Source organism: Streptomyces sp. sk2.1, from assembly GCF_008120935.1.
In the GTDB taxonomy this organism is placed as follows: domain Bacteria; phylum Actinomycetota; class Actinomycetes; order Streptomycetales; family Streptomycetaceae; genus Streptomyces.
In genome coordinates this window covers 84,733-109,603 of the sequence record NZ_RDBO01000020.1, presented here as the reverse complement: position 1 = coordinate 109,603, position 24,871 = coordinate 84,733, and the positions used below count along the sequence as shown (strand labels likewise).

The 24,871-nt window shown below is 72.6% G+C and carries 23 protein-coding genes; 21 read left to right on the top strand and 2 right to left on the bottom strand.

The features are described 5' to 3' along the window. The 4 genes from EAO76_RS03875 to nusB form a co-directional block, all read left to right on the top strand. On the top strand, window positions 1-669 hold a 669-nt coding region (locus tag EAO76_RS03875; protein WP_187438457.1), incomplete at its 5' end, for an AAA family ATPase. A 75-nt stretch (window positions 670-744) separates the two neighbouring features. Continuing rightward, window positions 745-1,851, top strand: coding sequence for a M24 family metallopeptidase (locus tag EAO76_RS03870; protein WP_148833338.1), 1,107 nt, complete (start codon window positions 745-747; stop codon window positions 1,849-1,851). A 50-nt stretch (window positions 1,852-1,901) separates the two neighbouring features. After that, window positions 1,902-2,468 carry an elongation factor P gene (gene efp / locus EAO76_RS03865; protein ID WP_148833335.1) on the top strand — a complete coding sequence of 189 codons (567 nt, stop codon included), beginning with the start codon at window positions 1,902-1,904 and terminating at the stop codon, window positions 2,466-2,468. A gap of 2 nt (window positions 2,469-2,470) precedes the next feature. Next, on the top strand, window positions 2,471-2,902 hold the full coding sequence (gene nusB / locus EAO76_RS03860; RefSeq protein WP_148833333.1) for a transcription antitermination factor NusB: 432 nt from the start codon (window positions 2,471-2,473) through the stop codon (window positions 2,900-2,902). Between the two features lie 186 nt (window positions 2,903-3,088). Here nusB and bldD read toward each other — a convergent pair whose 3' ends face one another. After that, window positions 3,089-3,589: a transcriptional regulator BldD gene (bldD, locus tag EAO76_RS03855; RefSeq protein ID WP_014044812.1), complete on the bottom strand. Its 501-nt coding sequence runs from the start codon at window positions 3,587-3,589 to the stop codon at window positions 3,089-3,091. Window positions 3,590-3,812: 223 nt separating this feature from the next. Here bldD and pyrR point away from each other — a divergent pair, with 223 nt between their 5' ends. The 14 genes from pyrR to EAO76_RS03785 all read left to right on the top strand — a co-directional run bounded on the left by pyrR (window position 3,813) and on the right by EAO76_RS03785 (window position 20,468). Further along, window positions 3,813-4,397 (top strand): bifunctional pyr operon transcriptional regulator/uracil phosphoribosyltransferase PyrR, encoded by a 585-nt coding sequence (gene pyrR / locus EAO76_RS03850; RefSeq protein ID WP_148833331.1) that lies wholly within the window; start codon window positions 3,813-3,815, stop codon window positions 4,395-4,397. Between the two features lie 92 nt (window positions 4,398-4,489). Then, on the top strand, window positions 4,490-5,476 hold the full coding sequence (locus tag EAO76_RS03845; RefSeq protein ID WP_148833328.1) for an aspartate carbamoyltransferase catalytic subunit: 987 nt from the start codon (window positions 4,490-4,492) through the stop codon (window positions 5,474-5,476). A 2-nt stretch (window positions 5,477-5,478) separates the two neighbouring features. Continuing rightward, window positions 5,479-6,765, top strand: a complete 1,287-nt coding sequence (locus tag EAO76_RS03840; RefSeq protein ID WP_148833324.1) for a dihydroorotase — start codon at window positions 5,479-5,481, stop codon at window positions 6,763-6,765. Beyond that, complete coding sequence (locus EAO76_RS03835) at window positions 6,762-7,343, top strand: hypothetical protein (protein WP_148833322.1); 582 nt, start codon at window positions 6,762-6,764, stop codon at window positions 7,341-7,343. Before EAO76_RS03840 ends, EAO76_RS03835 begins: the two co-directional genes overlap by 4 nt. Continuing rightward, a complete protein-coding gene (gene carA, locus EAO76_RS03830; protein ID WP_148833320.1) occupies window positions 7,340-8,482 on the top strand; it encodes a glutamine-hydrolyzing carbamoyl-phosphate synthase small subunit in 1,143 nt (380 codons plus the stop codon). The genes EAO76_RS03835 and carA overlap by 4 nt, the downstream gene beginning before the upstream one ends. Continuing rightward, entirely contained in the window at window positions 8,475-11,783 is a 3,309-nt protein-coding gene (gene carB / locus EAO76_RS03825) for a carbamoyl-phosphate synthase large subunit (RefSeq protein ID WP_148833318.1), read from the top strand. Before carA ends, carB begins: the two co-directional genes overlap by 8 nt. A gap of 65 nt (window positions 11,784-11,848) precedes the next feature. Continuing rightward, a complete protein-coding gene (locus EAO76_RS03820) occupies window positions 11,849-12,958 on the top strand; it encodes a quinone-dependent dihydroorotate dehydrogenase (RefSeq protein WP_148833316.1) in 1,110 nt (369 codons plus the stop codon). Continuing rightward, on the top strand, window positions 12,955-13,794 hold the full coding sequence (gene pyrF, locus EAO76_RS03815) for an orotidine-5'-phosphate decarboxylase (protein ID WP_148833314.1): 840 nt from the start codon (window positions 12,955-12,957) through the stop codon (window positions 13,792-13,794). Before EAO76_RS03820 ends, pyrF begins: the two co-directional genes overlap by 4 nt. Before the next feature lie 244 nt (window positions 13,795-14,038). Next, window positions 14,039-14,362: an integration host factor gene (locus EAO76_RS03810; RefSeq protein WP_014157387.1), complete on the top strand. Its 324-nt coding sequence runs from the start codon at window positions 14,039-14,041 to the stop codon at window positions 14,360-14,362. A gap of 38 nt (window positions 14,363-14,400) precedes the next feature. After that, the gene (gene gmk / locus EAO76_RS03805) at window positions 14,401-15,012 is read left to right on the top strand and encodes a guanylate kinase (RefSeq protein WP_148833312.1); all 612 of its coding nucleotides are present in this window, start codon (window positions 14,401-14,403) and stop codon (window positions 15,010-15,012) included. A gap of 165 nt (window positions 15,013-15,177) precedes the next feature. Further along, a complete protein-coding gene (gene rpoZ, locus EAO76_RS03800) occupies window positions 15,178-15,450 on the top strand; it encodes a DNA-directed RNA polymerase subunit omega (protein ID WP_003970369.1) in 273 nt (90 codons plus the stop codon). 132 nt (window positions 15,451-15,582) lie between these two features. Next, window positions 15,583-16,785 carry a bifunctional phosphopantothenoylcysteine decarboxylase/phosphopantothenate--cysteine ligase CoaBC gene (gene coaBC, locus EAO76_RS03795; RefSeq protein ID WP_148833310.1) on the top strand — a complete coding sequence of 401 codons (1,203 nt, stop codon included), beginning with the start codon at window positions 15,583-15,585 and terminating at the stop codon, window positions 16,783-16,785. Window positions 16,786-17,026: 241 nt separating this feature from the next. Then, complete coding sequence (gene metK / locus EAO76_RS03790; protein WP_148833308.1) at window positions 17,027-18,235, top strand: methionine adenosyltransferase; 1,209 nt, start codon at window positions 17,027-17,029, stop codon at window positions 18,233-18,235. A gap of 88 nt (window positions 18,236-18,323) precedes the next feature. Beyond that, on the top strand, window positions 18,324-20,468 hold the full coding sequence (locus EAO76_RS03785) for a primosomal protein N' (protein ID WP_148833306.1): 2,145 nt from the start codon (window positions 18,324-18,326) through the stop codon (window positions 20,466-20,468). Between the two features lie 142 nt (window positions 20,469-20,610). Here EAO76_RS03785 and EAO76_RS03780 read toward each other — a convergent pair whose 3' ends face one another. Next, the gene (locus EAO76_RS03780; protein ID WP_148833304.1) at window positions 20,611-21,147 is read right to left on the bottom strand and encodes a hypothetical protein; all 537 of its coding nucleotides are present in this window, start codon (window positions 21,145-21,147) and stop codon (window positions 20,611-20,613) included. A 281-nt stretch (window positions 21,148-21,428) separates the two neighbouring features. Between EAO76_RS03780 and fmt the strand changes: the two genes are divergently transcribed. The 3 genes from fmt to rpe all read left to right on the top strand — a co-directional run bounded on the left by fmt (window position 21,429) and on the right by rpe (window position 24,775). After that, window positions 21,429-22,361, top strand: a complete 933-nt coding sequence (gene fmt, locus EAO76_RS03775; RefSeq protein ID WP_148833302.1) for a methionyl-tRNA formyltransferase — start codon at window positions 21,429-21,431, stop codon at window positions 22,359-22,361. A gap of 106 nt (window positions 22,362-22,467) precedes the next feature. Continuing rightward, window positions 22,468-23,901: an RsmB/NOP family class I SAM-dependent RNA methyltransferase gene (locus EAO76_RS03770; RefSeq protein ID WP_148833301.1), complete on the top strand. Its 1,434-nt coding sequence runs from the start codon at window positions 22,468-22,470 to the stop codon at window positions 23,899-23,901. A 190-nt stretch (window positions 23,902-24,091) separates the two neighbouring features. Then, window positions 24,092-24,775, top strand: a complete 684-nt coding sequence (rpe, locus tag EAO76_RS03765) for a ribulose-phosphate 3-epimerase (protein WP_148833299.1) — start codon at window positions 24,092-24,094, stop codon at window positions 24,773-24,775. Window positions 24,776-24,871 lie beyond the last annotated feature (96 nt).

Sequence of the window (24,871 nt, the reverse complement as noted above, 5' to 3'; positions counted from 1 at the left end):
GCCCCGAGCCACGCCCCGGCGCCGCCCGCCAGGGAGACCACCGGGCACGTCCAGCTGCCGCCCGCCGGTCCCGTCCCGCTGCCCGCGCCGCCCGCCGAACCCGGCACCGGCGGCACGACGCTCGCCGTCCTGCTGATCGGCCCCGCGGGCGCGGGCAAGACCACCGTGGCCAGGCTCTGGGCCAGCCGCCGCCGGGTCCCCACCGCCCACGTCAGCCTCGACGACGTCCGCGAATGGGTCTGCTCCGGCTTCGCCGACCCGCAGTCCGGATGGAACGACAACTCCGAGGCGCAGTACCGCCTGGCCCGTCGCACCTGCGGCTTCGCCGCCCGCAACTTCCTCGCCAACGGCATTTCCTGCATCCTCGACGACGCCGTCTTCCCGGACCGGCCGGTCGTCGGCCTCGGCGGCTGGAAGCGCCACGTCGGCCCCGGGCTGCTGCCCGTCGTCCTGCTCCCGGGCCTGGAGATCGTCCTGGAGCGCAACGCCGCCCGCAGCGGGAACCGCCGCCTCTCGGACGAGGAGGTCGCCCGGATCCACGGCAGGATGGCCGGGTGGTACGGCTCCGGGCTGCCGATCATCGACAACTCCACGTACGACGTCGAGACCACCGCCCGCGTCCTCGACGACGTCCTCGCCCGGTCCATAGCCAGCCCCCCGGCCTGGTAGCCCGCCGCCACCGGACGGCCCCCGGTCGGGTGCGCTGACCGAGCAGGCCGGTGCCACCACTCGTAGGCTCGTGACATGTCAGAGGTGTACGCCGTCCGCCGAGGGATGCTCCGCGACCGGTGCGCCGCCGCCGGATCCGCGGCCGCCCTGGTCTCCCGCCCCGCCAACGTCCGCTATCTCGCGGGCGGGGCGCCACCGGGGGCCGTGCTGCTGCTCGGGCCCGGCGGGGACGTCCTGTTCCGCCCAGAGGCCCCGCCCGGCGGTCCGGCCGAGGGGCGCACCGACGACCGGCTGCGCGTCCTCCCGCTGCCGGCCCTCGACGGCGATCCGGCGGTGGCGGCCGCCGGCCTCGCCGCATCCTCGGGGGCGGACTCCCTGGCCGTGGAGGAGCACCACCTGACGGTCTCCCGCCACCGGGCCATGGGCTCGGTCGCGCCCCGGCTGCGGCTGACCGACCTGGGTGCCACCGTCGAGCACCTGCGGGTGGTGAAGGACGAGGAGGAGATCGCCTGCCTGCGGATCGCCGCCGAGATCACCGACCAGGCCCTGGGCGAGCTCCTCGAATCCATCCTGGTCGGCCGCACCGAACGCCACCTCGCCCTGGAGCTGGAGCGCCGGCTGGTGGACCACGGCGCCGACGGCCCCGCCTTCCCCACCTCCGTGGCCACCGGCCCGAATTCCGGCCAGGGGCGTCACCGGCCCTCGGACCGGCGGGTGGAGGAAGGAGATTTCCTCTCCGTCTGCCTCGGCGCGAACTACCGCGGCTACCGCTGCGAGATCGGCCGCACGTTCGTCATCGGCACGGCACCGGCCGACTGGCAGATCGAGCTCTACGACCTCGTCTTCGCCGCTCAGCGGGCCGGACGCGAGGCCCTCGTGCCGGGCGCGGCCTACCGCGACGTGGACCGCGCGGCCCGGCACCTGCTGGATGCCGCGGACCACGGGGGGGACCTCGTGCCGTGGACCGGGCACGGAGTGGGACTCGAAATCGACGAGGACCCGCAGCTGGCACCTGCGGCCATGGGTAAACTGGACGCTTGTGTGCCGGTCACCGTCGAACCGGGGGTCCACCTCCCGGGCCGGGGCGGAGTCCGGATCGATGACACGCTCGTCGTGCGCCCCGAGGCGGACGGCGGACCCGAGCTACTCACCATTACGACCAAGGAGCTGCTCGCGCTCTAGCGCGCATCCTCGGTCGTTCCACCAGCTTCAGTCCAGGAGATTCCGCAACCGTGGCTTCCACGAACGACCTCAAGAACGGCATGGTGCTCAAGCTCGACGGAGGCCAGCTCTGGTCCGTCGTCGAGTTCCAGCACGTCAAGCCCGGCAAGGGCCCGGCCTTCGTGCGCACCAAGCTCAAGAACGTGCTCTCCGGCAAGGTCGTCGACAAGACGTTCAACGCCGGCGTGAAGGTCGAAACGGCCACCATCGACCGTCGCGACATGCAGTTCTCCTACATGGACGGCGACTACTTCGTCTTCATGGACATGGAGACCTACGACCAGCTCCACGTCGACCGCAAGGCCGTCGGCAACGCCGCCAACTTCCTGATCGAGGGCTTCACCGCCTCCGTGGCGCAGCACGAGGGCGAGGTGCTCTACGTCGAGCTCCCGGCCGCCGTCGAGCTCGTCATCCAGGAGACCGAGCCGGGCGTCCAGGGCGACCGCTCCACCGGTGGCACCAAGCCCGCCACGCTGGAGACCGGCCACCAGATCCAGGTCCCGCTCTTCATCACCACCGGTGAGAAGATCAAGGTCGACACCCGCACCAGCGACTACCTCGGCCGGGTGAACAGCTAACCGTGGCTGCCCGTAACACGGCCCGCAAGCGCGCCTTCCAGATCCTCTTCGAGGCCGACCAGCGCGGCGCGTCCGTGCAGACGGTCCTCGCGGACTGGGTGCGGCACTCGCGGACCGACAGCCGTCAGCCCCCGGTCACCGAGTACACGATGGAGCTCGTCGAGGGGTACGCGCAGTACGCGGACCGCATCGACGACCTCATCGCGACCTACGCGGTGGACTGGGAGATCGACCGCATGCCGGTCGTCGACCGGAACATCCTGCGGCTCGGTGCGTACGAGCTGATCTGGGTGGACGGAACCCCGGACGCGGTGGTGCTCGACGAGGCGGTCCAGCTCGCCAAGGAGTTCTCCACCGACGAGTCGCCGTCCTTCGTGAACGGGCTGCTCGCCCGGTTCAAGGACCTCAAGCCGAAGCTCCGCCGGGAGCAGTGACCCGCGGCGGCGTTCAGCCGGCGAAGGGCCCGCAGTCACCCGACCGCGGGCCCTTCGCCGTCCGGCGCCGAAGCCGTACGCCGTACGTATGCGGACACGGGACCGCGCACGAAAAAACCGTGCCGGTACGGGCACCCGGAAGGGGGAACCCGCACCAGCACGGCGGTACGTTTCTTCGGCGGGGCGTCAGCCCTCTTCGTGGGCGACGGCGCGGCGCGCGTCCGCGTCCAGCACGCCCCAGCTGATCAGCTGCTCCGTCAGCACGGACGGCGACTGGTCGTAGATCACGGCCAGCGTGCGCAGGTCGTCCTGGCGGATCGAGAGCACCTTGCCGTTGTAGTCGCCGCGCTGGCTCTGGATCGTCGCCGCGTAGCGCTGCAGCGGACCGGCCTTCTCCGGCGGGACATGGGCGAGGCGCTCCAGGTCCAGCACGAGCTTCGGCGGCGGCTCGGCGGCACCGCCGGGCGTCGTGCCCGGCAGGAGCTCCTGCACCGGGACCCCGTAGAAGTCCGCGAGCTCGGCGAGGCGCTGCACGGTCACGGCACGGTCGCCGCGCTCGTACGAGCCGACCACGACGGCCTTCCAGCGGCCCTGGGACTTCTCCTCCACGCCATGGAGGGAGAGGCCCTGCTGGGTGCGGATGGCACGGAGTTTGGCCCCGAGCTGTTTTGCGTATTCGCTGGACATAAGGCTCCCCGGACGCTGGAACATTCTGCGGCTCCGCCGCAGTGGCTGGTAACTCACTGTGAGGTTACGCAGCGTTACTTGGCTGCGTCAAGCCGGAAAGGTCCGTACCGGCACCTCCCGGGGGTGCCACCGGGGCTCCGCGCAAGCCCTGGTAACGTGGATGACGCAATTTCGACGTCCTTTAAGGTCCGTCCCGTGAGGCGGAGAAGGAGGTCCGTTTCTTATGGACGCACAGCATGAAGCCCTCGGCAATGCGGCACGCCCCGTTCTGGAGGCCCCCGACATCGCCCGGGTACTGACCCGGATCGCCCACGAGATCGTCGAACGCGCCAAGGGCGCCGACGACGTGGTGCTCCTCGGCATCCCGACGCGGGGCGTCTTCCTCGCCCGCCGGCTGGCCGAGAAGCTGGAGGAGATCACCGGCGGAAAGATGCCGGTCGGCTCCCTCGACATCACGATGTACCGCGACGACCTGCGGCTGCGCCCGGCGCGCGCCCTGGCCCGCACCGAGATCCCCGGCGAGGGCATCGAGGGCCGTCTGGTCGTGCTCGTCGACGACGTCCTCTTCTCGGGACGCACGATCCGCGCCGCGCTCGACGCACTGGGCGACATCGGCCGCCCCCGCGCCGTGCAGCTCGCCGTCCTCGTCGACCGCGGCCACCGCGAACTCCCGATCCGTGCCGACTACGTCGGCAAGAACCTCCCCACGTCGCTGCGGGAGACGGTCAAGGTCCAGCTCGCCGAGGAGGACGGCCGCGACGCCGTGCTGCTCGGTGTCCAGCCGGCCTCCCCGGCGGGCGAGCAGTAGCCGCACCCCACCCGTACGACGCCCTTCGAGCCCGTACGGCGGCTTCCGCACGCCCGCACGCCCTCACCCTCCACCCTCCGGAGAACACCCAGATGAAGCGTCACCTCATCTCGGCCGCCGACCTCACCCGCGACGACGCCGTCCTGATCCTCGACACCGCCGAGGAGATGGCCCGGGTCGCGGACCGGCCGATCAAGAAGCTCCCGACCCTGCGCGGCCGTACCGTCGTCAACCTCTTCTTCGAGGACTCGACGCGCACCCGCATCTCCTTCGAGGCCGCCGCCAAGCGCCTCTCCGCCGACGTCATCAACTTCTCCGCGAAGGGCTCGTCCGTCTCCAAGGGCGAATCGCTCAAGGACACCGCGCTGACCCTGGAGGCGATGGGCGCCGACGCCGTCGTCATCCGGCACGGCGCCTCCGGCGCCCCGTACCGCCTCGCCACCTCCGGCTGGATCGACGGCGCGGTCGTCAACGCCGGCGACGGCACCCACGAGCACCCCACCCAGGCGCTCCTGGACGCCTTCACGATGCGTCGCCGCCTGGTCGGGACCGACAGCGGTCTCGGCCGGGACCTGGAGGGCCGCCGGATCACCATCGTCGGCGACATCCTGCACAGCCGGGTGGCCCGCTCCAACGTGCACCTGCTGAACACGCTGGGCGCCCACGTCACCCTGGTGGCCCCGCCGACCCTCGTCCCCGTCGGCGTCGAGCAGTGGCCCTGCGAGGTCAGCTACGGCCTCGACGAGGTGCTGTCGAAGTCCGACGCGGTGATGATGCTGCGTGTGCAGCGTGAACGGATGAACGCCGCGTACTTCCCGACCGAGCGCGAGTACTCCCGCCGCTACGGCCTGGACGGCGACCGCATGGCGAAGATGCCCGGGCACGCCGTCGTCATGCACCCCGGGCCGATGGTCCGGGGCATGGAGATCACCGCCGAGGTCGCCGACTCCGACCGCTGCACGGCCGTCGAACAGGTCGCCAACGGCGTCTCGATCCGGATGGCCGTCCTGTACCTGCTGCTCGGCGGATCCGAGCCCGCCGCCCCCGCCGCCCCGTCCCGTACCGAGGAGAACAAGTAACCATGAGCAAGATCCTTATCCGCGGCGCGAAGATCCTCGGCGGCGAACCCCGGGACGTGCTGATCGACGGCGAGACCATCGCCGAGGTCGGCACCGGCCTCGACGCCGCCGGCGCGACCGTCGTCGAGGCCGAGGGGCAGATCCTGCTGCCCGGCCTGGTCGACCTCCACACCCACCTGCGCGAGCCGGGCCGAGAGGACTCCGAGACCGTCCTCACCGGGACGAAGGCGGCGGCCGTCGGCGGCTTCACCGCCGTGCACGCCATGGCCAACACCTTCCCGGTCGCCGACACCGCCGGCGTCGTCGAGCAGGTCTGGCGGCTGGGCAAGGAGTCCGGCTACTGCGACGTGCAGCCGGTCGGCGCCGTCACCGTCGGGCTGGAGGGCAAGCAGCTCGCCGAGCTCGGCGCCATGCACGACTCGGCCGCCGGGGTGAAGGTCTTCTCCGACGACGGCAAGTGCGTCGACGACGCGGTGATCATGCGCCGCGCGCTGGAGTACGTGAAGGCCTTCGACGGCGTCGTCGCCCAGCACGCCCAGGAGCCCCGCCTCACCGAGGGCGCCCAGATGAACGAGGGCGTCGTCTCGGCCGAACTCGGTCTCGGCGGCTGGCCCGCCGTCGCCGAGGAGTCGATCATCGCCCGCGACGTCCTGCTCGCCGCCCACGTCGGTTCCCGGGTGCACATCTGCCACCTGTCGACCGCCGGCTCCGTCGAGATCGTCCGCTGGGCCAAGTCCAAGGGCTGGGACGTCACCGCCGAGGTCACCCCGCACCACCTGCTCCTCACCGACGAACTCGTACGGTCCTACAACCCGGTCTACAAGGTGAACCCGCCGCTGCGCACCGAGGCCGACGTCCAGGCCCTGCGCGAGGCGCTCGCCGACGGCACCATCGACTGCGTCGCCACCGACCACGCCCCGCACCCGCACGAGGACAAGGACTGCGAGTGGGCCGCCGCCGCCATGGGCATGGTGGGCCTGGAGACCGCGCTCTCCGTCGTCCAGCAGACGATGGTCGAGACCGGCCTGATCGACTGGGCGGGCGTCGCCGACCGGATGTCGTTCCGCCCGGCGGCCATCGGCCGTCTCGAAGGACACGGCCGGCCCGTCTCGGCCGGTGAGCCCGCCAACCTCACCCTGGTCGATCCGGCTTACCGTGGTGTCGTGGACCCCGCGGGCTTCGCCTCCCGCAGCCGCAACACCCCGTACGAGGGGCGCGAGCTGCCGGGGCGAGTCACCCACACCTTCCTGCGGGGCCGTGCCACGGTCGTCGACGGGAAGCTCGCGTGACATCACCCACCCACCTGTACCTCCGACTCGCCGCGGAGCAGAAGTCGGCCGAAGTGACCGACTGGTCCGCCCGCATCAGCTGGGTCGTCGGACTGCTCGTCTTCATCGCCTTCGTCTACTGGCTGATGCGCCAGGGATGGAAGTGGCGGGGGAGCCTCCAGTCCGGACTGCCGGAGCTCGCCACCACGCCCGAGGGCTTCGGGGACGGCGAACAGCCGCTCACCCTGACCGGCCGCTACCACGCCTCGACCACCGCCGGGCAGTGGCTCGACCGGATCGTCGCCCACGGCCTGGGCACCCGCAGCCGCGTCGAGCTCGCCCTGACCGACCAGGGCCTCGACGTCCGGCGCCCCGGCGCGGCCGACTTCTTCGTCCCGGCCGCCGCACTGCGCGGGGCCCGGCTCGACAAGGGCATCGCCGGCAAGGTCCTGCCCGAGGGCGGCCTGCTGATCATCACCTGGGCGCACGGCGACAAGCTGATCGACTCCGGCTTCCGCTCCGACCGCTCCGCCGAGCACCCGGCCTGGGTCGAGGCCATCGACCAACTCACCCGCACTACGGAAGGCACCGCACGATGACGATCTCCACCCGGGGGGCTGCCAAGGCTCCCGCCGTACTCGTCCTGGAGGACGGCCGCACCTTCCGCGGCCGCGCCTACGGGGCCGTGGGGGAGACCTTCGGCGAGGCGGTGTTCTCCACCGGCATGACCGGTTACCAGGAGACGCTGACCGACCCCTCCTACCACCGCCAGGTCGTCGTGATGACCGCCCCGCACGTCGGGAACACCGGCGTCAACGACGAGGACCCCGAGTCCGGCCGCATCTGGGTCTCCGGCTACGTCGTCCGCGACCCCGCCCGGGTCCCCTCCAACTGGCGCTCGCGGCGCTCGCTGGACGAGGAGCTGGAGCGCCAGGGCGTCGTCGGCATCAGCGGCATCGACACCCGAGCGCTCACCCGCCACCTGCGCGAGCGCGGCGCCATGCGCGTCGGCATCTTCTCCGGCGACACGATCGCCGACGAGGCCGCGCTGCTGGCCCGCGTCGAGGAGGCCCCCGAGATGGTGGGCGCCGACCTCTCCGCCGAGGTCGCCACCAAGGAGACGTACGTCGTCCCCGCGATCGGCACGAAGAAGTTCACCGTCGCCGCGATCGACCTCGGCATCAAGGGCATGACCCCGCACCGGATGGCCGAGCGCGGCATCGAGGTGCACGTGCTGCCCGCCACCGCCACCCTGGAGGAGGTGTACGCGGTCGAGCCCGACGGCGTGTTCTTCTCCAACGGCCCCGGCGACCCGGCCACCGCCGACCACCCGGTCTCCGTCATGCAGGGCGTCCTGGAGCGGAAGACCCCGCTCTTCGGCATCTGCTTCGGCAACCAGATCCTGGGCCGCGCCCTCGGCTTCGGCACCTACAAGCTGAAGTACGGCCACCGTGGCATCAACCAGCCCGTGCAGGACCGCACGACCGGCAAGGTCGAGGTCACCGCGCACAACCACGGTTTCGCCGTCGACGCCCCGCTCGACAAGGTGTCCGACACGAAGTTCGGCCGAGCCGAGGTCTCCCACGTCTGCCTGAACGACCAGGTCGTCGAGGGGCTCCAGCTCCTCGACCAGCCGGCCTTCAGCGTCCAGTACCACCCCGAAGCCGCCGCGGGCCCGCACGACGCCGCGTACCTCTTCGACCGTTTCGTCACCCTGATGGAGGGCCAGCGTGCCTAAGCGCTCCGATATCCAGTCCGTCCTGGTCATCGGCTCCGGCCCGATCGTCATCGGCCAGGCCGCCGAGTTCGACTACTCCGGCACCCAGGCATGCCGCGTCCTCAAGGCCGAGGGCCTGCGCGTCATCCTGGTGAACTCCAACCCGGCGACGATCATGACCGACCCGGAGATCGCCGACGCCACGTACGTCGAACCGATCACCCCCGAGTTCGTCGAGAAGATCATCGCCAAGGAGCGCCCCGACGCGCTGCTGCCCACCCTGGGCGGCCAGACCGCGCTCAACACCGCGATCTCCATGCACGGCAACGGCGTCCTGGAGAAGTACGGCGTCGAGCTCATCGGCGCCAACGTCGAGGCCATCAACAAGGGCGAGGACCGCGACCTGTTCAAGGGCGTCGTCGAGGCCGTCAACGCCAAGATCGGCCACGGCGAGTCCGCCCGCTCGGTCATCTGCCACTCCATGGACGACGTCCTGGCGGGCGTCGACACGCTCGGCGGCTACCCCGTGGTCGTCCGCCCGTCCTTCACCATGGGCGGCGCCGGCTCCGGCTTCGCCCACGACGAGGACGAACTGCGCCGCATCGCCGGCCAGGGCCTGACGCTCTCCCCGACCACCGAGGTGCTCCTGGAGGAGTCCATCCTCGGCTGGAAGGAGTACGAGCTGGAGCTGATGCGCGACAAGAACGACAACGTCGTGGTCGTCTGCTCCATCGAGAACTTCGACCCGATGGGCGTCCACACCGGTGACTCGATCACCGTCGCCCCGGCGATGACGCTCACCGACCGCGAGTACCAGCGGCTGCGCGACATCGGCATCGCGATCATCCGCGAGGTCGGCGTCGACACCGGCGGCTGCAACATCCAGTTCGCCGTGAACCCCGACGACGGCCGGGTCATCGTCATCGAGATGAACCCGCGCGTCTCCCGCTCCTCGGCGCTCGCGTCGAAGGCCACCGGTTTCCCGATCGCCAAGATCGCCGCCAAGCTGGCCGTCGGCTACACGCTCGACGAGATCCCCAACGACATCACCGAGAAGACCCCGGCGTCCTTCGAGCCGACCCTCGACTACGTCGTCGTCAAGGCCCCGCGCTTCGCCTTCGAGAAGTTCCCCTCCGCCGACTCCACCCTCACCACCACCATGAAGTCGGTGGGCGAGGCCATGGCGATCGGCCGGAACTTCACCGAGGCGCTCCAGAAGGCGCTGCGCTCGCTGGAGAAGAAGGGCTCGCAGTTCTCCTTCACCGGCGAGCCCGGCGACAAGACCGCGCTGCTCGCCGAGGCGGTCCGCCCGACCGACGGCCGGATCAACACCGTCATGCAGGCGATCCGGGCCGGCGCCACCCAGGAGGAGGTCTTCGAGGCGACGAAGATCGACCCCTGGTTCGTCGACCAGCTCTTCCTGATCAAGGAGATCGCCGACGAACTGGCGGGCGCGGACGAGCTGGACCCCGAGCTGCTCGCCGAGGCCAAGCGGCACGGCTTCTCCGACGCCCAGATCGCCGACATCCGCAGCCTGCGCGAGGACGTCGTGCGCGAGGTGCGGCACGCGCTGGGCATCCGCCCGGTCTACAAGACGGTCGACACCTGCGCCGCCGAGTTCGCCGCGAAGACGCCGTACTTCTACTCCTCCTACGACGAGGAGAACGAGGTCGCGCCGCGCACCAGGCCCGCGGTGATCATCCTCGGCTCCGGTCCGAACCGCATCGGCCAGGGCATCGAGTTCGACTACTCCTGCGTCCACGCCTCCTTCGCGCTCAGCGACGCGGGCTACGAGACCGTGATGGTCAACTGCAACCCGGAGACCGTCTCCACCGACTACGACACCTCCGACCGTCTGTACTTCGAGCCGCTGACGCTCGAGGACGTGCTGGAGATCGTCCACGCGGAGACCCTCGCGGGCCCCGTCGCCGGGGTCGTCGTGCAGCTCGGCGGCCAGACCCCGCTGGGCCTCTCGCAGGCGCTCAAGGACAACGGCGTACCGGTCGTCGGCACCTCCCCGGAGGCCATCCACGCCGCCGAGGACCGCGGCGCCTTCGGCCGGGTCCTGGCCGAGGCCGGGCTGCCCGCCCCGAAGCACGGCACCGCCACCGCCTTCGACGAGGCCAAGGCCATCGCCGACGAGATCGGCTACCCCGTCCTCGTGCGCCCCAGCTACGTGCTCGGCGGACGCGGCATGGAGATCGTGTACGACGAGGCGCGGCTGGCCTCGTACATCGCCGAGTCCACCGAGATCAGCCCCACCCGGCCGGTCCTGGTCGACCGCTTCCTCGACGACGCGATCGAGATCGACGTCGACGCGCTCTACGACGGCACCGAGCTGTACCTCGGCGGCGTCATGGAGCATATCGAGGAGGCCGGCATCCACTCCGGCGACTCCGCCTGCGCGCTGCCCCCGATCACGCTCGGCGGCTTCGACATCAAGCGGCTGCGCGCCTCCACCGAGGGCATCGCCAAGGGCGTCGGCGTCCGCGGGCTGATCAACATCCAGTTCGCGCTCTCCGGCGACATCCTGTACGTCCTGGAGGCCAACCCGCGCGCCTCGCGCACCGTCCCCTTCACCTCGAAGGCGACCGCGGTCCCGCTCGCCAAGGCCGCCGCCCGCATCTCGCTGGGCGCGACCATCGCCGAGCTGCGCGCGGAGGGCCTGCTCCCGGCGAACGGCGACGGCGGCACCCTGCCGCTCGACGCGCCGATCTCCGTCAAGGAGGCCGTCATGCCGTGGTCGCGCTTCCGCGACATCCACGGCCGCGGCGTCGACACCGTCCTCGGCCCGGAGATGCGCTCCACCGGCGAGGTCATGGGCATCGACTCGGTCTTCGGCACGGCGTACGCCAAGTCGCAGGCCGGCGCGTACGGCCCGCTGCCCACCAAGGGCCGCGCCTTCATCTCGGTCGCCAACCGCGACAAGCGCTCGATGATCTTCCCGGCGCGCGAACTCGTCGCCCACGGCTTCGAGCTGCTCGCCACCTCCGGCACCGCCGAGGTCCTCAAGCGCAACGGCATCAACGCCACGATCGTGCGCAAGCAGTCCGAGGGCACGGGCCCGCAGGGCGAGAAGACCATCGTCCAGCTGATCCACGACGGCGAGGTCGACCTCATCGTCAACACCCCGTACGGAACGGGCGGCCGGCTCGACGGCTACGAGATCCGCACCGCGGCCGTGGCCCGCTCCGTGCCGTGCCTGACGACGGTGCAGGCGCTCGCCGCCGCCGTCCAGGGCATCGACGCCCTCACCCACGGAGGCGTCGGCGTCCGTTCCCTCCAGGAACACGCGGAACACCTGACAGCGGCTCGCGACTAGCCACTCCACAGGGGGACACCGGAAACGGTGTCCCCCTCTCCGTGAGGACACCGAGGACACCCCCGATGTACAAGTTCTTCTTCCAGCTGGTCTTCAAGCGGATGGACCCGGAACAGGCCCACCACCTGGCCTTCCGGTGGATCCGCCTCGCCGCCCGCATCCCCGTGCTGCGCACCTTCGTCGCCGCCGCGCTCGCGCCCCGGTACGAGGAGCTGCGCACCGAGGCCCTCGGCCTGCGCATGCACGGCCCCTTCGGCCTCGCCGCCGGCTTCGACAAGAACGCCGTCGCGATCGACGGCATGGCGATGCTCGGCTTCGACCACGTCGAGATCGGCACCGTCACCGGCGAGCCGCAGCCCGGCAACCCCAAGAAGCGCCTCTTCCGCCTCGTCGCGGACCGCGCGCTGATCAACCGCATGGGCTTCAACAACGAGGGCTCGGCGGCCGTGGCCGCCCGGCTGGCCGCCCGCAGGCCGGTCTTCCGGACCACGGTCGGCGTCAACATCGGCAAGACGAAGGTCGTGCCGGAGGCCGAGGCGGTCGGCGACTACGTGAAGTCCGCCGAGCGCCTCGCCGGCCACGCCGACTACCTCGTCGTGAACGTCTCCTCGCCCAACACCCCGGGCCTGCGCAACCTCCAGGCCACCGAGGCGCTGCGGCCGCTGCTCGGCGCCGTGCGCGAGGCGGCCGACCGGGTCGTCACCGGACGCCGGGTCCCGCTGCTCGTCAAGATCGCCCCGGACCTCGCGGACGAGGACATCGACGCGGTCGCCGACCTCGCGGTCGAGCTGGGCCTGGACGGCATCATCGCCACCAACACCACCATCGCCCGCGACGGCCTCGGCCTGCGGTCCGCGCCCGCCCTGACCGGGGAGACCGGCGGACTCTCCGGCGCGCCCCTCAAGGCGCGCTCCCTGGAGGTCATCGGCCGCCTGTACGCGCGCGTGGGCGACCGGATCACCCTCGTCGGCGTCGGGGGCATCGAGAACGCCGAGGACGCCTGGCAGCGCATCCTCGCGGGCGCCACGCTCGTCCAGGGCTACAGCGCCTTCATCTACGAGGGCCCGTTCTACGCCAGGGCGATCCACAAGGGCCTGGCCGCGCGCCTGGCCGCCTCCCCGTACGCAACCCTCGCCGAGGCCGTCGGCGCGGAAACCCGGAAGGCCACCGCATGAGCCCCGAACCCTTCGGCGCACGCCTGCGCCGCGCCATGGACACCCGCGGACCGCTCTGCGTGGGCATCGACCCGCACAGCTCGCTCCTGACCTCCTGGGGCCTGGCCGACGACATCGCCGGCCTGGAGCGCTTCACCCGCACCGTCGTCGAGGCACTGGCCGACCGGGTCGCCGTGCTGAAGCCGCAGTCGGCGTTCTTCGAGCGCTTCGGCTCGCGCGGCATCGCCGTGCTGGAGAAGGCCGTCGAGGAGGCACGGGCGGCCGGCGCGCTGGTGCTGATGGACGCCAAGCGCGGCGACATCGGCTCCACCATGGGCGCCTACGCGGCGACCTACCTGGACCCGGCCTCGCCGTTGTTCTCGGACGCGGTCACCGTCTCGCCGTACCTCGGCTTCGGCTCGCTGCGCCCGGCGCTCGACGCGGCGGCCGCCTCCGGCGCGGGCGTCTTCGTGCTCGCCCTCACCTCCAACCCGGAGGGCGCCGAGGTGCAGCGCGCCACCGCCGCCGACGGCCGCTCGCTGGCCCAGCTGATGCTGGACCACATGGCCGCCGAGAACGCGGGGGCGAGCCCGCTCGGCTCGGTGGGCGCGGTGGTCGGCGCGACGCTCGGGGACGCGGGGGCGGACCTGGCGATCAACGGGCCGCTGCTCGCCCCCGGGATCGGGGCGCAGGGGGCGACCCCCGCGGATCTGCCCGGCGTCTTCGGCGACGCGGTGGGCAATGTGGTGCCCAGCGTGAGCCGCGGCGTACTGAGTCGCGGACCGGACGCGGCGGGGCTGCGGGCGGCCGCGGAACGGTTCGCGGACGAGATCCGGGCCGCCGTCTCGGATGGGTGAACGGGCCACGCAACAGCCCGTTGGCTGTTTCCTGACCAAAAAACTCGGTTGTTATGCCTGAAATGTCCTGGTCGGCCAAGGCTGACCAGGACTTTTCGTTGGTTCTCGCTGACTCGGGCGGTCTTGGCCGCTAGTCTCCGTCGAGAGCCGACGCGCACGAAGTGTTCGTCGCTCACCTGGTGCGGGGCGATCTGCGTCCTCACCGGTCCGTATCCGACAGATCGACATCCGAGGTGACGTAGGCGTGGCTCTTCCGCCCCTTACCCCTGAACAGCGCGCAGCCGCGCTCGAAAAGGCCGCCGCGGCTCGCCGGGAGCGGGCCGAGGTCAAGAATCGACTCAAGCACTCCGGCGCCTCCCTCCACGAGGTCATCAAGCAGGGCCAGGAGAACGACGTCATCGGCAAGATGAAGGTCTCCGCCCTCCTGGAGTCCCTGCCGGGCGTGGGCAAGGTCCGCGCCAAGCAGATCATGGAGCGGCTCGGCATCTCCGAGAGCCGTCGGGTCCGAGGTCTCGGCTCCAACCAGATCGCATCCCTGGAGCGTGAGTTCGGCGGCAGCGCCGCCTGACGTTCTCGGGCACCCCCGAGAACCTGGATAATCGCTGCATGGCTGCAACATCCCGGGGGACGTCCCCCGTACCCCCGGACGTACGTCCGCGGCTGACCGTGCTCTCCGGCCCCTCCGGGGTCGGCAAGAGCACGGTCGTCGCCCATATGCGCAAGGTCCACCCCGAGGTCTGGCTCTCGGTGTCGGCGACGACCCGCAAGCCGCGCCCCGGCGAGCGCGACGGCGTCCACTACTTCTTCGTGGACGACGGGGAGTTCGACAAGCTGATCGCCAACGGCGAGCTGCTGGAGTGGGCCGAGTTCGCGGGCAACCGCTACGGCACGCCCCGCCGCGCCGTGCTCGACCGCCTGGAGGCGGGAGAGCCGGTGCTGCTGGAGATCGACCTCCAGGGCGCCCGGCTGGTCCGGCAGTCGATGCCGGAGGCCCAGCTGGTCTTCCTGGCCCCGCCGAGCTGGGACGAACTGGTCCGCCGGCTCACCGGCCGGGGGACCGAGGCGCCCGAGGTGATCGAGCGCCGGCTCGCCGCCGCCCGGGTCGAACTGGCCGCCGAGGCCGAGTTCGACACGACGCTGGTCAACACCTCCGTCGAGGACGTGGCCCGTGAGCTGCTAGCCTTGATGCTGGAGGCTTCCGGCCACCGTGCCGGCTAGCGACTGACGCACGGCTGAATCACCGACTCGGCGAGTCGCAGCACCACCGCATCACTGAATCGCCGAACCGCAGTACGACGCAGTCGTGACCGGCCCTGGCAAGCACGGCGGAACCCCGCACCGTCAAAGTTTTCTTTGATCTTTACCCCCTTCGGAAGGCAGAGAGTGTCCTCTTCCATCACCACGCCCGAGGGCATCATCAACCCGCCGATTGATGAGCTCCTCGAGGCCACCGACTCGAAGTACAGCCTCGTGATCTACGCCGCCAAGCGCGCGCGCCAGATCAACGCGTACTACTCGCAGCTCGGCGAGGGTCTCCTGGAGTACGTCGGCCCGCTCGTGGACACCCACGTCCACGAGAAGCCGCTGTCGATCGCGCTCCGCGAGATCAACGCGGGCCTGCTCACCTCCGAGGCCATCGAGGGCCCCGCGCAGTAAGCAGGAATCGCACCTTCACCTCGGGCCCGGCCGCCACGGCAGCCGGGCCCGAGGCGTGTCCGGGGCGACGGCGTCGGCACGGGCACGGTGAGGCAGCATGGGGGTGTTCGTATCCGAGTGCGGGGAGACGCAGTGGACAAGCCGAAGGTCGTTCTTGGGGTCAGCGGGGGCATCGCCGCGTACAAGGCGTGCGAGCTGCTGCGCCGGCTGACCGAGTCCGGACACGACGTGCGCGTCGTCCCGACCGGGTCGGCGCTGAACTTCGTGGGGGAGGCCACCTGGTCGGCGCTCTCCGGCCACCCGGTGTCCACGGAGGTCTGGGACGACGTCCACGAGGTCCCGCACGTCCGGATCGGGCAGGGCGCCGACCTCGTGGTCGTCGCCCCCGCCACCGCCGACACGCTCGCCAGGGCCGCCCACGGCCTCGCCGACGACCTGCTCACCAACACCCTCCTCACCGCCCGCTGTCCGGTCGTCTTCGCGCCCGCCATGCACACCGAGATGTGGGAGCACCCCGCCACCCGGGAGAACGTCGCCGCGCTGCGCCGCCGCGGCGCCGTCGTCATCGAGCCCGCCGTCGGCCGGCTCACCGGCGTCGACACCGGCAAGGGCAGGCTGCCCGACCCCGGCGAGATCTTCGAGGTCTGCCGCCGGGTGCTGGCCCGCGGACCCGTCGAGCCCGACCTGGCCGGGCGCCACGTCGTGATCAGCGCGGGCGGCACCCGCGAGCCGCTCGACCCGGTGCGCTACCTCGGCAACCGTTCCTCGGGCAAGCAGGGCTACGCGCTGGCCCGCACCGCGGTCGCCCGCGGCGCCCGGGTCACCCTCGTCGAGGCCAACACCGGTCTGCCGGACCCGGCCGGGGCCGACGTCCTGCACGCCGGGACCGCCGTCCAGCTGCGCGAGGCCGTGCTGAAGGCCGCCGCGGACGCCGACGTGGTCGTGATGGCGGCGGCGGTCGCCGACTTCCGCCCCGCCGAGTACGCCACGGGGAAGATCAAGAAGAAGGACGGGCAGGAGCCCGCTCCCATCACGCTCGTCCGCAACCCCGACATCCTCGCCGAGGTGGCCGGCGAACGCGCCCGGCCGGGCCAGATCGTCGTGGGATTCGCCGCCGAGACCGACGACGTCCTCGCCAACGGCCGGGAGAAGCTCCGCCGCAAGGGCTGCGACCTCCTCGTCGTCAACGAGGTGGGGGAGCGCAGGACCTTCGGGGCGGAGGAGAACGAGGCGGTGGTGCTCGCGGCGGACGGCGGCGAGACCCAGGTGCCGTACGGGCCCAAGGAAGCACTCGCCGACACGGTCTGGGACCTCGTGTCGGTACGCCTGGGGTGAAATTCTTGTTTCATGCCGCCGACCGGGCCGGAACCCCTGAAACACGGGGAAACACCGGCTTCCGGAGGCCGGTCGGCGGCCGCCGGGGGAGCGTGGGGCCGGTCACAGAACTCCCAAGGGGCGAGACACACTGTCCGCCGGGCGGAAGCGACCGATAAACTGATCCAGGACCGTGTCGGGCGCAGCTCCCGGCGGTCCGCCAAATGATCAGCCAGCAGCCGCTGCAACCCCAGGGAGCGATGTGTCCCGCCGTCTCTTCACCTCGGAGTCCGTCACCGAGGGCCACCCCGACAAGATCGCCGACCAGATCAGCGACACCATCCTCGACGCACTGCTCCGTGAGGACCCGACCTCCCGGGTCGCCGTCGAGACCCTGATCACCACCGGTCTGGTGCACGTCGCGGGTGAGGTCACGACCAAGGCCTACGCCGACATTCCGAACCTCGTGCGCAACAAGGTCCTCGAAATCGGCTACGACTCCTCCAAGAAGGGCTTCGACGGCGCCTCCTGCGGCGTCTCGGTGTCCATCGGCGCGCAGTCGCCCGACATCGCGCAGGGCGTCGACACCGCCTACGAGAAGCGCGTCGAGGGCGACGAGGACGAGCTCGACAAGCAGGGCGCCGGCGACCAGGGCCTGATGTTCGGCTACGCCTGCGACGAGACGCCCGAGCTCATGCCGCTCCCGATCCACCTCGCGCACCGGCTCTCGCGCCGGCTCTCCGAGGTCCGCAAGAACGGGACCATCCCGTACCTGCGCCCCGACGGCAAGACCCAGGTCACCATCGAGTACGACGGCGACAAGGCCGTCCGCCTCGACACCGTCGTCGTCTCCTCGCAGCACGCCAGCGACATCGACCTCGACTCGCTGCTCGCGCCCGACATCCGCGAGTTCGTCGTGGAGCACGTGCTCGCGCAGCTGATCGAGGACGGCATCAAGCTCGACACCGAGGGCTACCGGCTGCTGGTCAACCCGACCGGGCGTTTCGAGATCGGCGGCCCGATGGGCGACGCCGGTCTGACCGGCCGGAAGATCATCATCGACACCTACGGCGGCATGGCCCGGCACGGCGGCGGCGCCTTCTCCGGCAAGGACCCGTCGAAGGTGGACCGCTCGGCCGCGTACGCGATGCGCTGGGTCGCCAAGAACGTCGTCGCGGCCGGCCTGGCCGCCCGCTGCGAGGTCCAGGTCGCGTACGCGATCGGCAAGGCCGAGCCGGTCGGCCTGTTCGTCGAGACCTTCGGCACCGCCGCGATCGACACCGAGAAGATCGAGCACGCCATCGGCGAGGTCTTCGACCTGCGCCCGGCCGCGATCATCCGCGACCTCGACCTGCTGCGCCCGATCTACGCCCAGACCGCGGCGTACGGCCACTTCGGCCGCGAGCTGCCCGACTTCACCTGGGAGCGCACCGACCGGGTGGACGCGCTGCGCGCGGCGGCCGGGCTGTAGGCCCACCGCACTTCGCCCGTACGCCGGGGCCGCCGGGGCCGCTGTCGGGCCGGGGCCGCTGTCGGTGCCGTCTGGTAGGAATTTGGCTGTGAGCAGCGAAGACGAGCGGTCCGAGGACCCCGAAGGCGGGGCCCCGGAGCAGCTTGCGCTGATCCGGGAGACGGTGCGCAGGGCCAAGGTGCCGCGGGCCAAGCCGCGCACCTGGCGCGGTGCCGCCCTCGCCCCGGAGCTGCCCGTCGCCCGCGTCCTGGTCAACAAGGGCGCGCTCCACCTCGACCAGTACTTCGACTACGCGGTGCCCGAGGAGCTCGACGCCGAGGCCCGGCCCGGGGTACGGGTGCGGGTGCGCTTCGGGGCCGGCGGGCGCAACGTCCGGGGCGGACGGCGCGAGGGCGGCGGGCTGATCGACGGTTTCCTCGTCGAACGGCTCGCCGAGTCGGACTACCCCGGGGCCCTGGCCGCGCTCGCCTACGTCGTGTCGCCCGAACCGGTACTGGGGCCGGAGCTGCTCGCCCTCGCGCGCGCCGTCGCCGACCGCTACGCCGGCAGCCTCGCCGATGTGCTCCAGCTGGCCGTTCCGCCCCGCAACGGCAGGGCCGAGTCCGCGCCCTCGCCCGAGCCCCTGCCCCGGCCGCCCGCCCCGTCGGCGGGCAGCTGGGAGCGGTATCCGCAGGGGCCGGCGTTCCTGCGGGCGCTGGCCGGGGGCGGGGCGCCCCGGGCCGTGTGGACGGCGCTGCCCGGCCCCCACTGGCCCGAGGAGATCGCCAGGGCCATGGCCGCGACCCTCGCATCGGGGCGCGGCGCACTCGTCGTCATGCCGGACGGACGGACCGCGGGCCGGGTGGACGCGGCGCTCACCGCGCTGCTCGGTCCGGGCCGGCACGCGCTGCTGACCGCCGAGTCCGGCCCGGAGAAGCGCTACCGCCAGTGGCTCGCGATCCGGCGCGGCTCGGTGCGCGCGGTCGTCGGGACGAGGGCCGCGATGTTCGCGCCCGTCACCGACCTCGGCCTGGTCGCCGTCTGGGACGACGGGGACTCCAGCCACAGCGACGACAACGCTCCCTTCCCGCACGTCCGCGAGGTGCTCGAACTGCGGGCGACGCAGAGCCGGTGCGCGTTCCTGCTCGGCGGCACGAGCTGCACCGTGGAGGCCGCCCAGCTGGTGGAGAGCGGCTGGGCGCTGCCGCTGGCCGCGGACCGGGAGCAGCTGCGGACCGCGGCGCCCCTGGTGCGCACGGTGGGCGACGGGGAGCTGGCCAGGGACGGCGCCGCCAGGGCCGCGCGGCTGCCCAGCCTGGCCTGGCAGACGGTGCGGGACGGGCTGCGCGGCGGCCCCGTCCTGATCCAGGTGCCGCGCCGCGGCTACGTTCCCCGGCTGGCCTGCGAGCGCTGCCGCGAACCCGCCCGGTGCCGGCACTGCTCCGGGCCGCTCCAGGCGGTCGACCAGCAGGACCTCGAATGCGCCTGGTGCGGACGGGCCGAGGCCGCCTGGCGCTGTGTCGCCTGCGGCGGGGCCCGGCTGCGGGCCAGTGTCGTCGGCGCCCGCCGCACGGCCGAGGAGCTGGGCCGGGCGTTTCCGGACGTGCCGGTGCGGACCTCGGGCCGCGACCACGTCCTCGACTCCGTACCGGCGGCACCGGCGCTGGTGGTCAGCACCCCTGGCGCCGAACCCGTGGCCGAGGGCGGTTACGCGGCCGCCCTGCTGCTGGACGGCTGGGCGATGGTCGGCCGGCCCGATCTGCGGGCGGGCGAGGAGGCGCTGCGCCGCTGGACGGCAGCGGCCGCGCTGGTGCGCGGGCAGCGGGAGCGGGGCACGGTGGTGATCGTCGCCGAGCCGACGCTGCGGCCGGTGCAGGCCCTGGTGCGCTGGGACCCGGTCGGACACGCCCGCCGCGAACTGGCGGAACGGGCCGAGCTGGGCTTCCCGCCGGTCTCCCGGATGGCGGCGGTGACGGGGACGCCGGAGGCGCTCGCCGCGTTCATGACGGCGGCCGAGCTGCCGCCGGAGGCCGAGGTGCTCGGCCCGGTCCCGGTGCCGTCCGCCGTGCCGGGCAGGCCCCGCAGGCCCGGGGAGGCGCCGCAGGGGGAGTCCTGGGAGCGGGCGCTCCTCCGGGTGCCGCCGGGCCGCGGGGCGGCGCTGGCCGCCGCGCTGAAGGCCGCGCAGGCGGCGCGCACCTCCCGGGGCGGCGGCGAGCAGGTCCGGATCAGGGTGGACCCGCCGGACATCGGGTGACGGGGCGGCGGAGGGCCGAAGGACCCGTACGGCGGCCGACCGCGGATGCGGCCGGCCGCCGGTGGATTCGGTGGTGGGGGGTGTGCGTGGATGTACGGCTGCCCCGCCGGGCGTCGGACACGGCGGGGCAGGGGCGGAGCGGTCAGCCGTTGCGCGGACCGGGGAAGACGCCGGGGCGCAGGTCGTCCCGGAGCGCCGGACGGTCGCCCGGCTGCGGCGGCATGGAGCGCGCGGCGGGCACCACGGGCAGCGCGGACGGGTTCGCCGGGCCCGGCAGGGCGCGCGGCACCGCCGTCTCCGCGGCGGTCTCGCCCGCCCCCGTCTGCCGGGCGTTGCGGCGGGCGCCGTAGCGCCGGTGCACCGCCTGCTTGGTGACCCCGAGCGCGGAGCCCACCGCGTCCCAGGAGAAGCCCAGCGAACGGTCGAAGTCCACCGCCGCGGTGACCAGGGTCTCGACGCTGTCGCGCAGTTCCTGGGCCAGCCTGACGGTGGGGGCCGGGGCCCGGCCGTAGACGACGAAGCCCGTGGACGGGCCGGAGCGGCGGGGACGGTAGACGTTGCCCAGTTGGGCGGTGAGCGTGCGCAGCGCGTCCACCTGCCGCCGGACCCGCTCGATGTCCCGCACCAACAGATGCAGGCTGGCCCTCGCTTGGGCGTCGTGGGTTGCGTGGTCGGCCATGAAGAAGCCTCTCGAACCGGCGTTGAAAGGGATCGGGCCGCATCGTGGCGGCTCGCTTCGGTCAATCTCTCTTGACCAACGCCCGAGCTGTGGATCTGGTCACGCATCAGGGGCGCGTGCGCCCGTCAAAGGGGCGCGCGGCCGTGCGTACGCCCCCCGGCGGCCCGGCCCATAGACTGTGGGGCCGACCGGCGAACAGTGGGCGGCGTCACGGGGCTGCCGGTCGGTCCCACGCGTCGCTCGTCACCGTACGTTCCGGCCCGAGAGGCAGTCAGCCACCCATGAAGCTCGTCTTCGCAGGCACCCCCGAGGTAGCCGTACCCGCCCTGGACGCCCTGATCGCCTCCGACCGGCACGAGGTGGCCGCCGTCGTCACCCGGCCCGACGCCCCCGCCGGGCGGGGCCGCCGACTGGTCGCCAGCCCCGTCGCCGAGCGCGCCGAGGAGGCCGGCATCGAGGTGCTCAAGCCCGCCCGGCCGCGCGACGAGGACTTCCTGGCCCGGCTGCGGGAGATCGCCCCGGACTGCTGCCCGGTCGTCGCCTACGGGGCGCTGCTCCCCAAGGAGGCGCTCGCCGTGCCCGCCCGCGGCTGGGTCAACCTCCACTTCTCGCTGCTGCCCGCCTGGCGCGGCGCCGCCCCCGTGCAGCACGCGGTCATGGCGGGCGACGAGGTCACCGGCGCGTCGACCTTCCTGATCGAGGAGGGCCTGGACTCCGGCCCGGTGTACGGCGTCCTCACCGAGGAGGTGCGTCCCACCGACACCAGCGGGGACCTGCTCACCCGGCTCGCGTTCGCTGGCGCGGGGCTGCTCGCCGCGACGATGGACGGCATCGAGGACGGCACCCTGCACGCCGTTCCGCAGCCGGCCGAGGGGATCACCCTCGCACCGAAGATCACCGTCGAGGACGCCCAGGTGCAGTGGTCCGCTCCCGCGCTGCGGGTCGACCGCGTGGTGCGCGGCTGCACGCCCGCACCCGGCGCCTGGACCCTGTTCCGCGGGGAACGCCTGAAGCTGGTCCAGGTGGCGCCCGTGCAGGACCGTGCCGACCTGGCCCCCGGCGAGCTGTCGGCGGCCAAGAACAACGTGTACGTGGGCACCGGGTCGCACGCCGTCGAGCTGCTCTGGGTCCAGCCGCAGGGCAAGAAGCCGATGCGGGCCGCCGACTGGGCCCGCGGGGTGCGCATCGCCCACGGCGAGCTGCTGGGCGTCTGAGGACCGCCCGGTGCCCGCGGGCCGGCGGGCACCGGGGCCCTTCGGGCCGGGGCGGCGATACGCTGGGAGGATTCGTCCTCTCGACCGTCAGCGGAGCACCTTTCACGTGAACGACCAGCAGCGTCGCCGTCCCGCCAAGCCGCATCGCCGTCCCAAGAAGGATCCGGTCCGGTTCCTCGCCTTCGAGGCGCTCAGGGCCGTCGACGAACGCGACGCGTACGCCAACCTCGTCCTGCCCCCGCTGCTGAAGAAGGCCCGCGCCAAGGGCGACTTCGACCACCGGGACGCGGCGCTGGCGACCGAGCTGGTCTACGGGACGCTGCGCCGCCAGGGGACGTACGACGCGATCGTCGCGGCCTGCATCGACCGGCCGCTGCGCGAGGTCGACCCGCCGGTCCTGGACGTGATCGACATGGGCGTGCACCAGCTGCTCGGCACCCGCATCCCCACCCACGCCGCGGTCTCCGCCAGCGTGGAACTGGCCCGGGTGGTGCTCGGCGAGGGCCGGGCCAAGTTCGTCAACGCCGTCCTGCGGAAGGTCTCCGCCGACGACCTCGACGGCTGGATCGCACGGGTGGCCCCCACGTACGAGGAGGACCCCGAGGACCACCTCGCGATCGTGCACTCGCATCCGCGCTGGATCGTCTCCGCCCTGTGGGACGCGCTGGGCGGTGGCCGGGCCGGGATCGAGGACCTCCTGGAGGCGGACAACGAACGCCCCGAGGTCACCCTGGTCGCCCGCCCCGGCCGCGCCACCACCGACGAGCTGCTCACCGCCCTCGGCGACGGGAACGGCCTGCCCGGCCGCTGGTCGCCGCATGCCGTGCGGATGGCGGAGGGCGGCGAGCCCGGCGCCCTGGACGCGGTCCGGGAGGGCCGGGCCGGGGTCCAGGACGAGGGCAGCCAGCTGGTCGCCCTGGCCCTCGCCAACGCCCCCGTGGAGGGCAGCGACAGCCGCTGGCTCGACGGCTGCGCGGGGCCGGGCGGAAAGGCGGCCCTGCTCGGTGCGCTGGCCGCCGGACGGGGCGCCGCCCTGCTCGCCGCCGAGAAGCAGCCGCACCGGGCCCGCCTCGTCGAGCGCGCCCTGTCCGGCAACCCCGGCCCGTACCAGGTGGTCACCGCCGACGGCACCCGCCCGCCGTGGCGGCCGGGAAGCTTCGACCGGGTGCTGATGGACGTGCCGTGCTCCGGCCTCGGCGCGCTGCGCCGCCGCCCGGAGGCGCGCTGGCGCCGCCGCAGGGAGGACCTGGAGAACTTCGCCCCGCTGCAACGGTCGCTGCTGCGCGAGGCGTTGGCGGCGGTGCGGGTCGGCGGAGTCGTCGGCTACGCGACCTGCTCGCCGCACCTCGCGGAGACCCGGGTCGTCGTCGAGGACGTGCTCAAGGGGCGCGGCGGCCGGCCCGTGGAGGCGGAGTGGGTGGACGCCCGCCCGCTGATGCCCGGGGTGCCCGCGCTGGGCGACGGCCCGGACGTCCAGCTGTGGCCGCACCTGCACGGCACGGACGCGATGTACCTGGCGCTCCTGCGGCGCACCGCCTGAGGACCGGCCCGCCCGGCCCGGGGCCCCGCTGCGTGTTCCTGCAGCGGCGGCCCCTCGGGCGCCCGCCCCGGGCCGAAACGTCCGGATCGTGCGGCCGGGAGCGCCCGGATCGCGCGAACTGTAATGATCCCGTGAGGCTTTGGCACGCACCGGGGCGGGGAAGCGGCGCGGAACATGGCAGGCTTGGCACATGGCCCAGATCAACCCCAGCATCCTGTCCGCCGACTTCGCCCGCCTCGCCGAGGAGGCGAAGGCAGTCGAAGGTGCCGACTGGCTCCATGTCGATGTGATGGACAACCACTTCGTGCCCAACCTGACCCTCGGCGTGCCGATCGTGGAATCGCTCAGCCGGGCCACGGACACCCCGCTGGACTGCCATCTGATGATCGAGGACGCGGACCGCTGGGCGCCGCAGTACGTCGAGGCCGGCGCGGGCTCCGTCACCTTCCACGTGGAGGCCGCGGCGGCGCCCGTGCGGCTGGCGCGGGAGATCCGGGCCAAGGGGGCCCGTGCCTCCATGGCGCTCAGGCCCGCGACGCCGATCGAGCCGTACGAGGACCTGCTGCCCGAGCTCGACATGCTGCTGATCATGACCGTGGAGCCGGGCTTCGGCGGCCAGGCGTTCCTGGACATCATGCTGCCGAAGATCCGCCGCACCCGTGAGCTGATCTCCAAGCACGGCCTCGAACTGTGGCTCCAGGTCGACGGCGGGGTCTCCGAGTCCACCATCGAGCGGTGCGCCGAGGCCGGGGCGGACGTGTTCGTCGCGGGTTCGGCGGTGTACGGGGCGAAGGACCCGGCCGAAGCGGTGCGGGCGCTGCGCACCAGGGCGGAGGGGGCCACCGCCTCGGCGGCCTGGGCCTGCGGCCACTGACGTCCCGGGCGCCCGGGTTTCCGTTCGGGGGCCGGCCCGGCCAAGGGCAGATGAACTCGGTCCGACGGGACCGATCAGGGAGCGCCGGATCTGACA

Coding starts and splice junctions, on each gene's coding strand:
- fmt (WP_148833302.1), top strand. CDS start 21,429: ATGAAGCTCGTCTTCGCAGGCACCCCCGAGGTAGCCGTACCCGCCCTG.
- EAO76_RS03820 (WP_148833316.1), top strand. CDS start 11,849: ATGTACAAGTTCTTCTTCCAGCTGGTCTTCAAGCGGATGGACCCGGAA.
- EAO76_RS03870 (WP_148833338.1), top strand. CDS start 745: ATGTCAGAGGTGTACGCCGTCCGCCGAGGGATGCTCCGCGACCGGTGC.
- EAO76_RS03780 (WP_148833304.1), bottom strand. CDS start 21,147: ATGGCCGACCACGCAACCCACGACGCCCAAGCGAGGGCCAGCCTGCAT.
- pyrF (WP_148833314.1), top strand. CDS start 12,955: ATGAGCCCCGAACCCTTCGGCGCACGCCTGCGCCGCGCCATGGACACC.
- pyrR (WP_148833331.1), top strand. CDS start 3,813: ATGGACGCACAGCATGAAGCCCTCGGCAATGCGGCACGCCCCGTTCTG.
- EAO76_RS03840 (WP_148833324.1), top strand. CDS start 5,479: ATGAGCAAGATCCTTATCCGCGGCGCGAAGATCCTCGGCGGCGAACCC.
- bldD (WP_014044812.1), bottom strand. CDS start 3,589: ATGTCCAGCGAATACGCAAAACAGCTCGGGGCCAAACTCCGTGCCATC.
- rpe (WP_148833299.1), top strand. CDS start 24,092: ATGGCCCAGATCAACCCCAGCATCCTGTCCGCCGACTTCGCCCGCCTC.
- gmk (WP_148833312.1), top strand. CDS start 14,401: ATGGCTGCAACATCCCGGGGGACGTCCCCCGTACCCCCGGACGTACGT.
- carA (WP_148833320.1), top strand. CDS start 7,340: ATGACGATCTCCACCCGGGGGGCTGCCAAGGCTCCCGCCGTACTCGTC.
- EAO76_RS03845 (WP_148833328.1), top strand. CDS start 4,490: ATGAAGCGTCACCTCATCTCGGCCGCCGACCTCACCCGCGACGACGCC.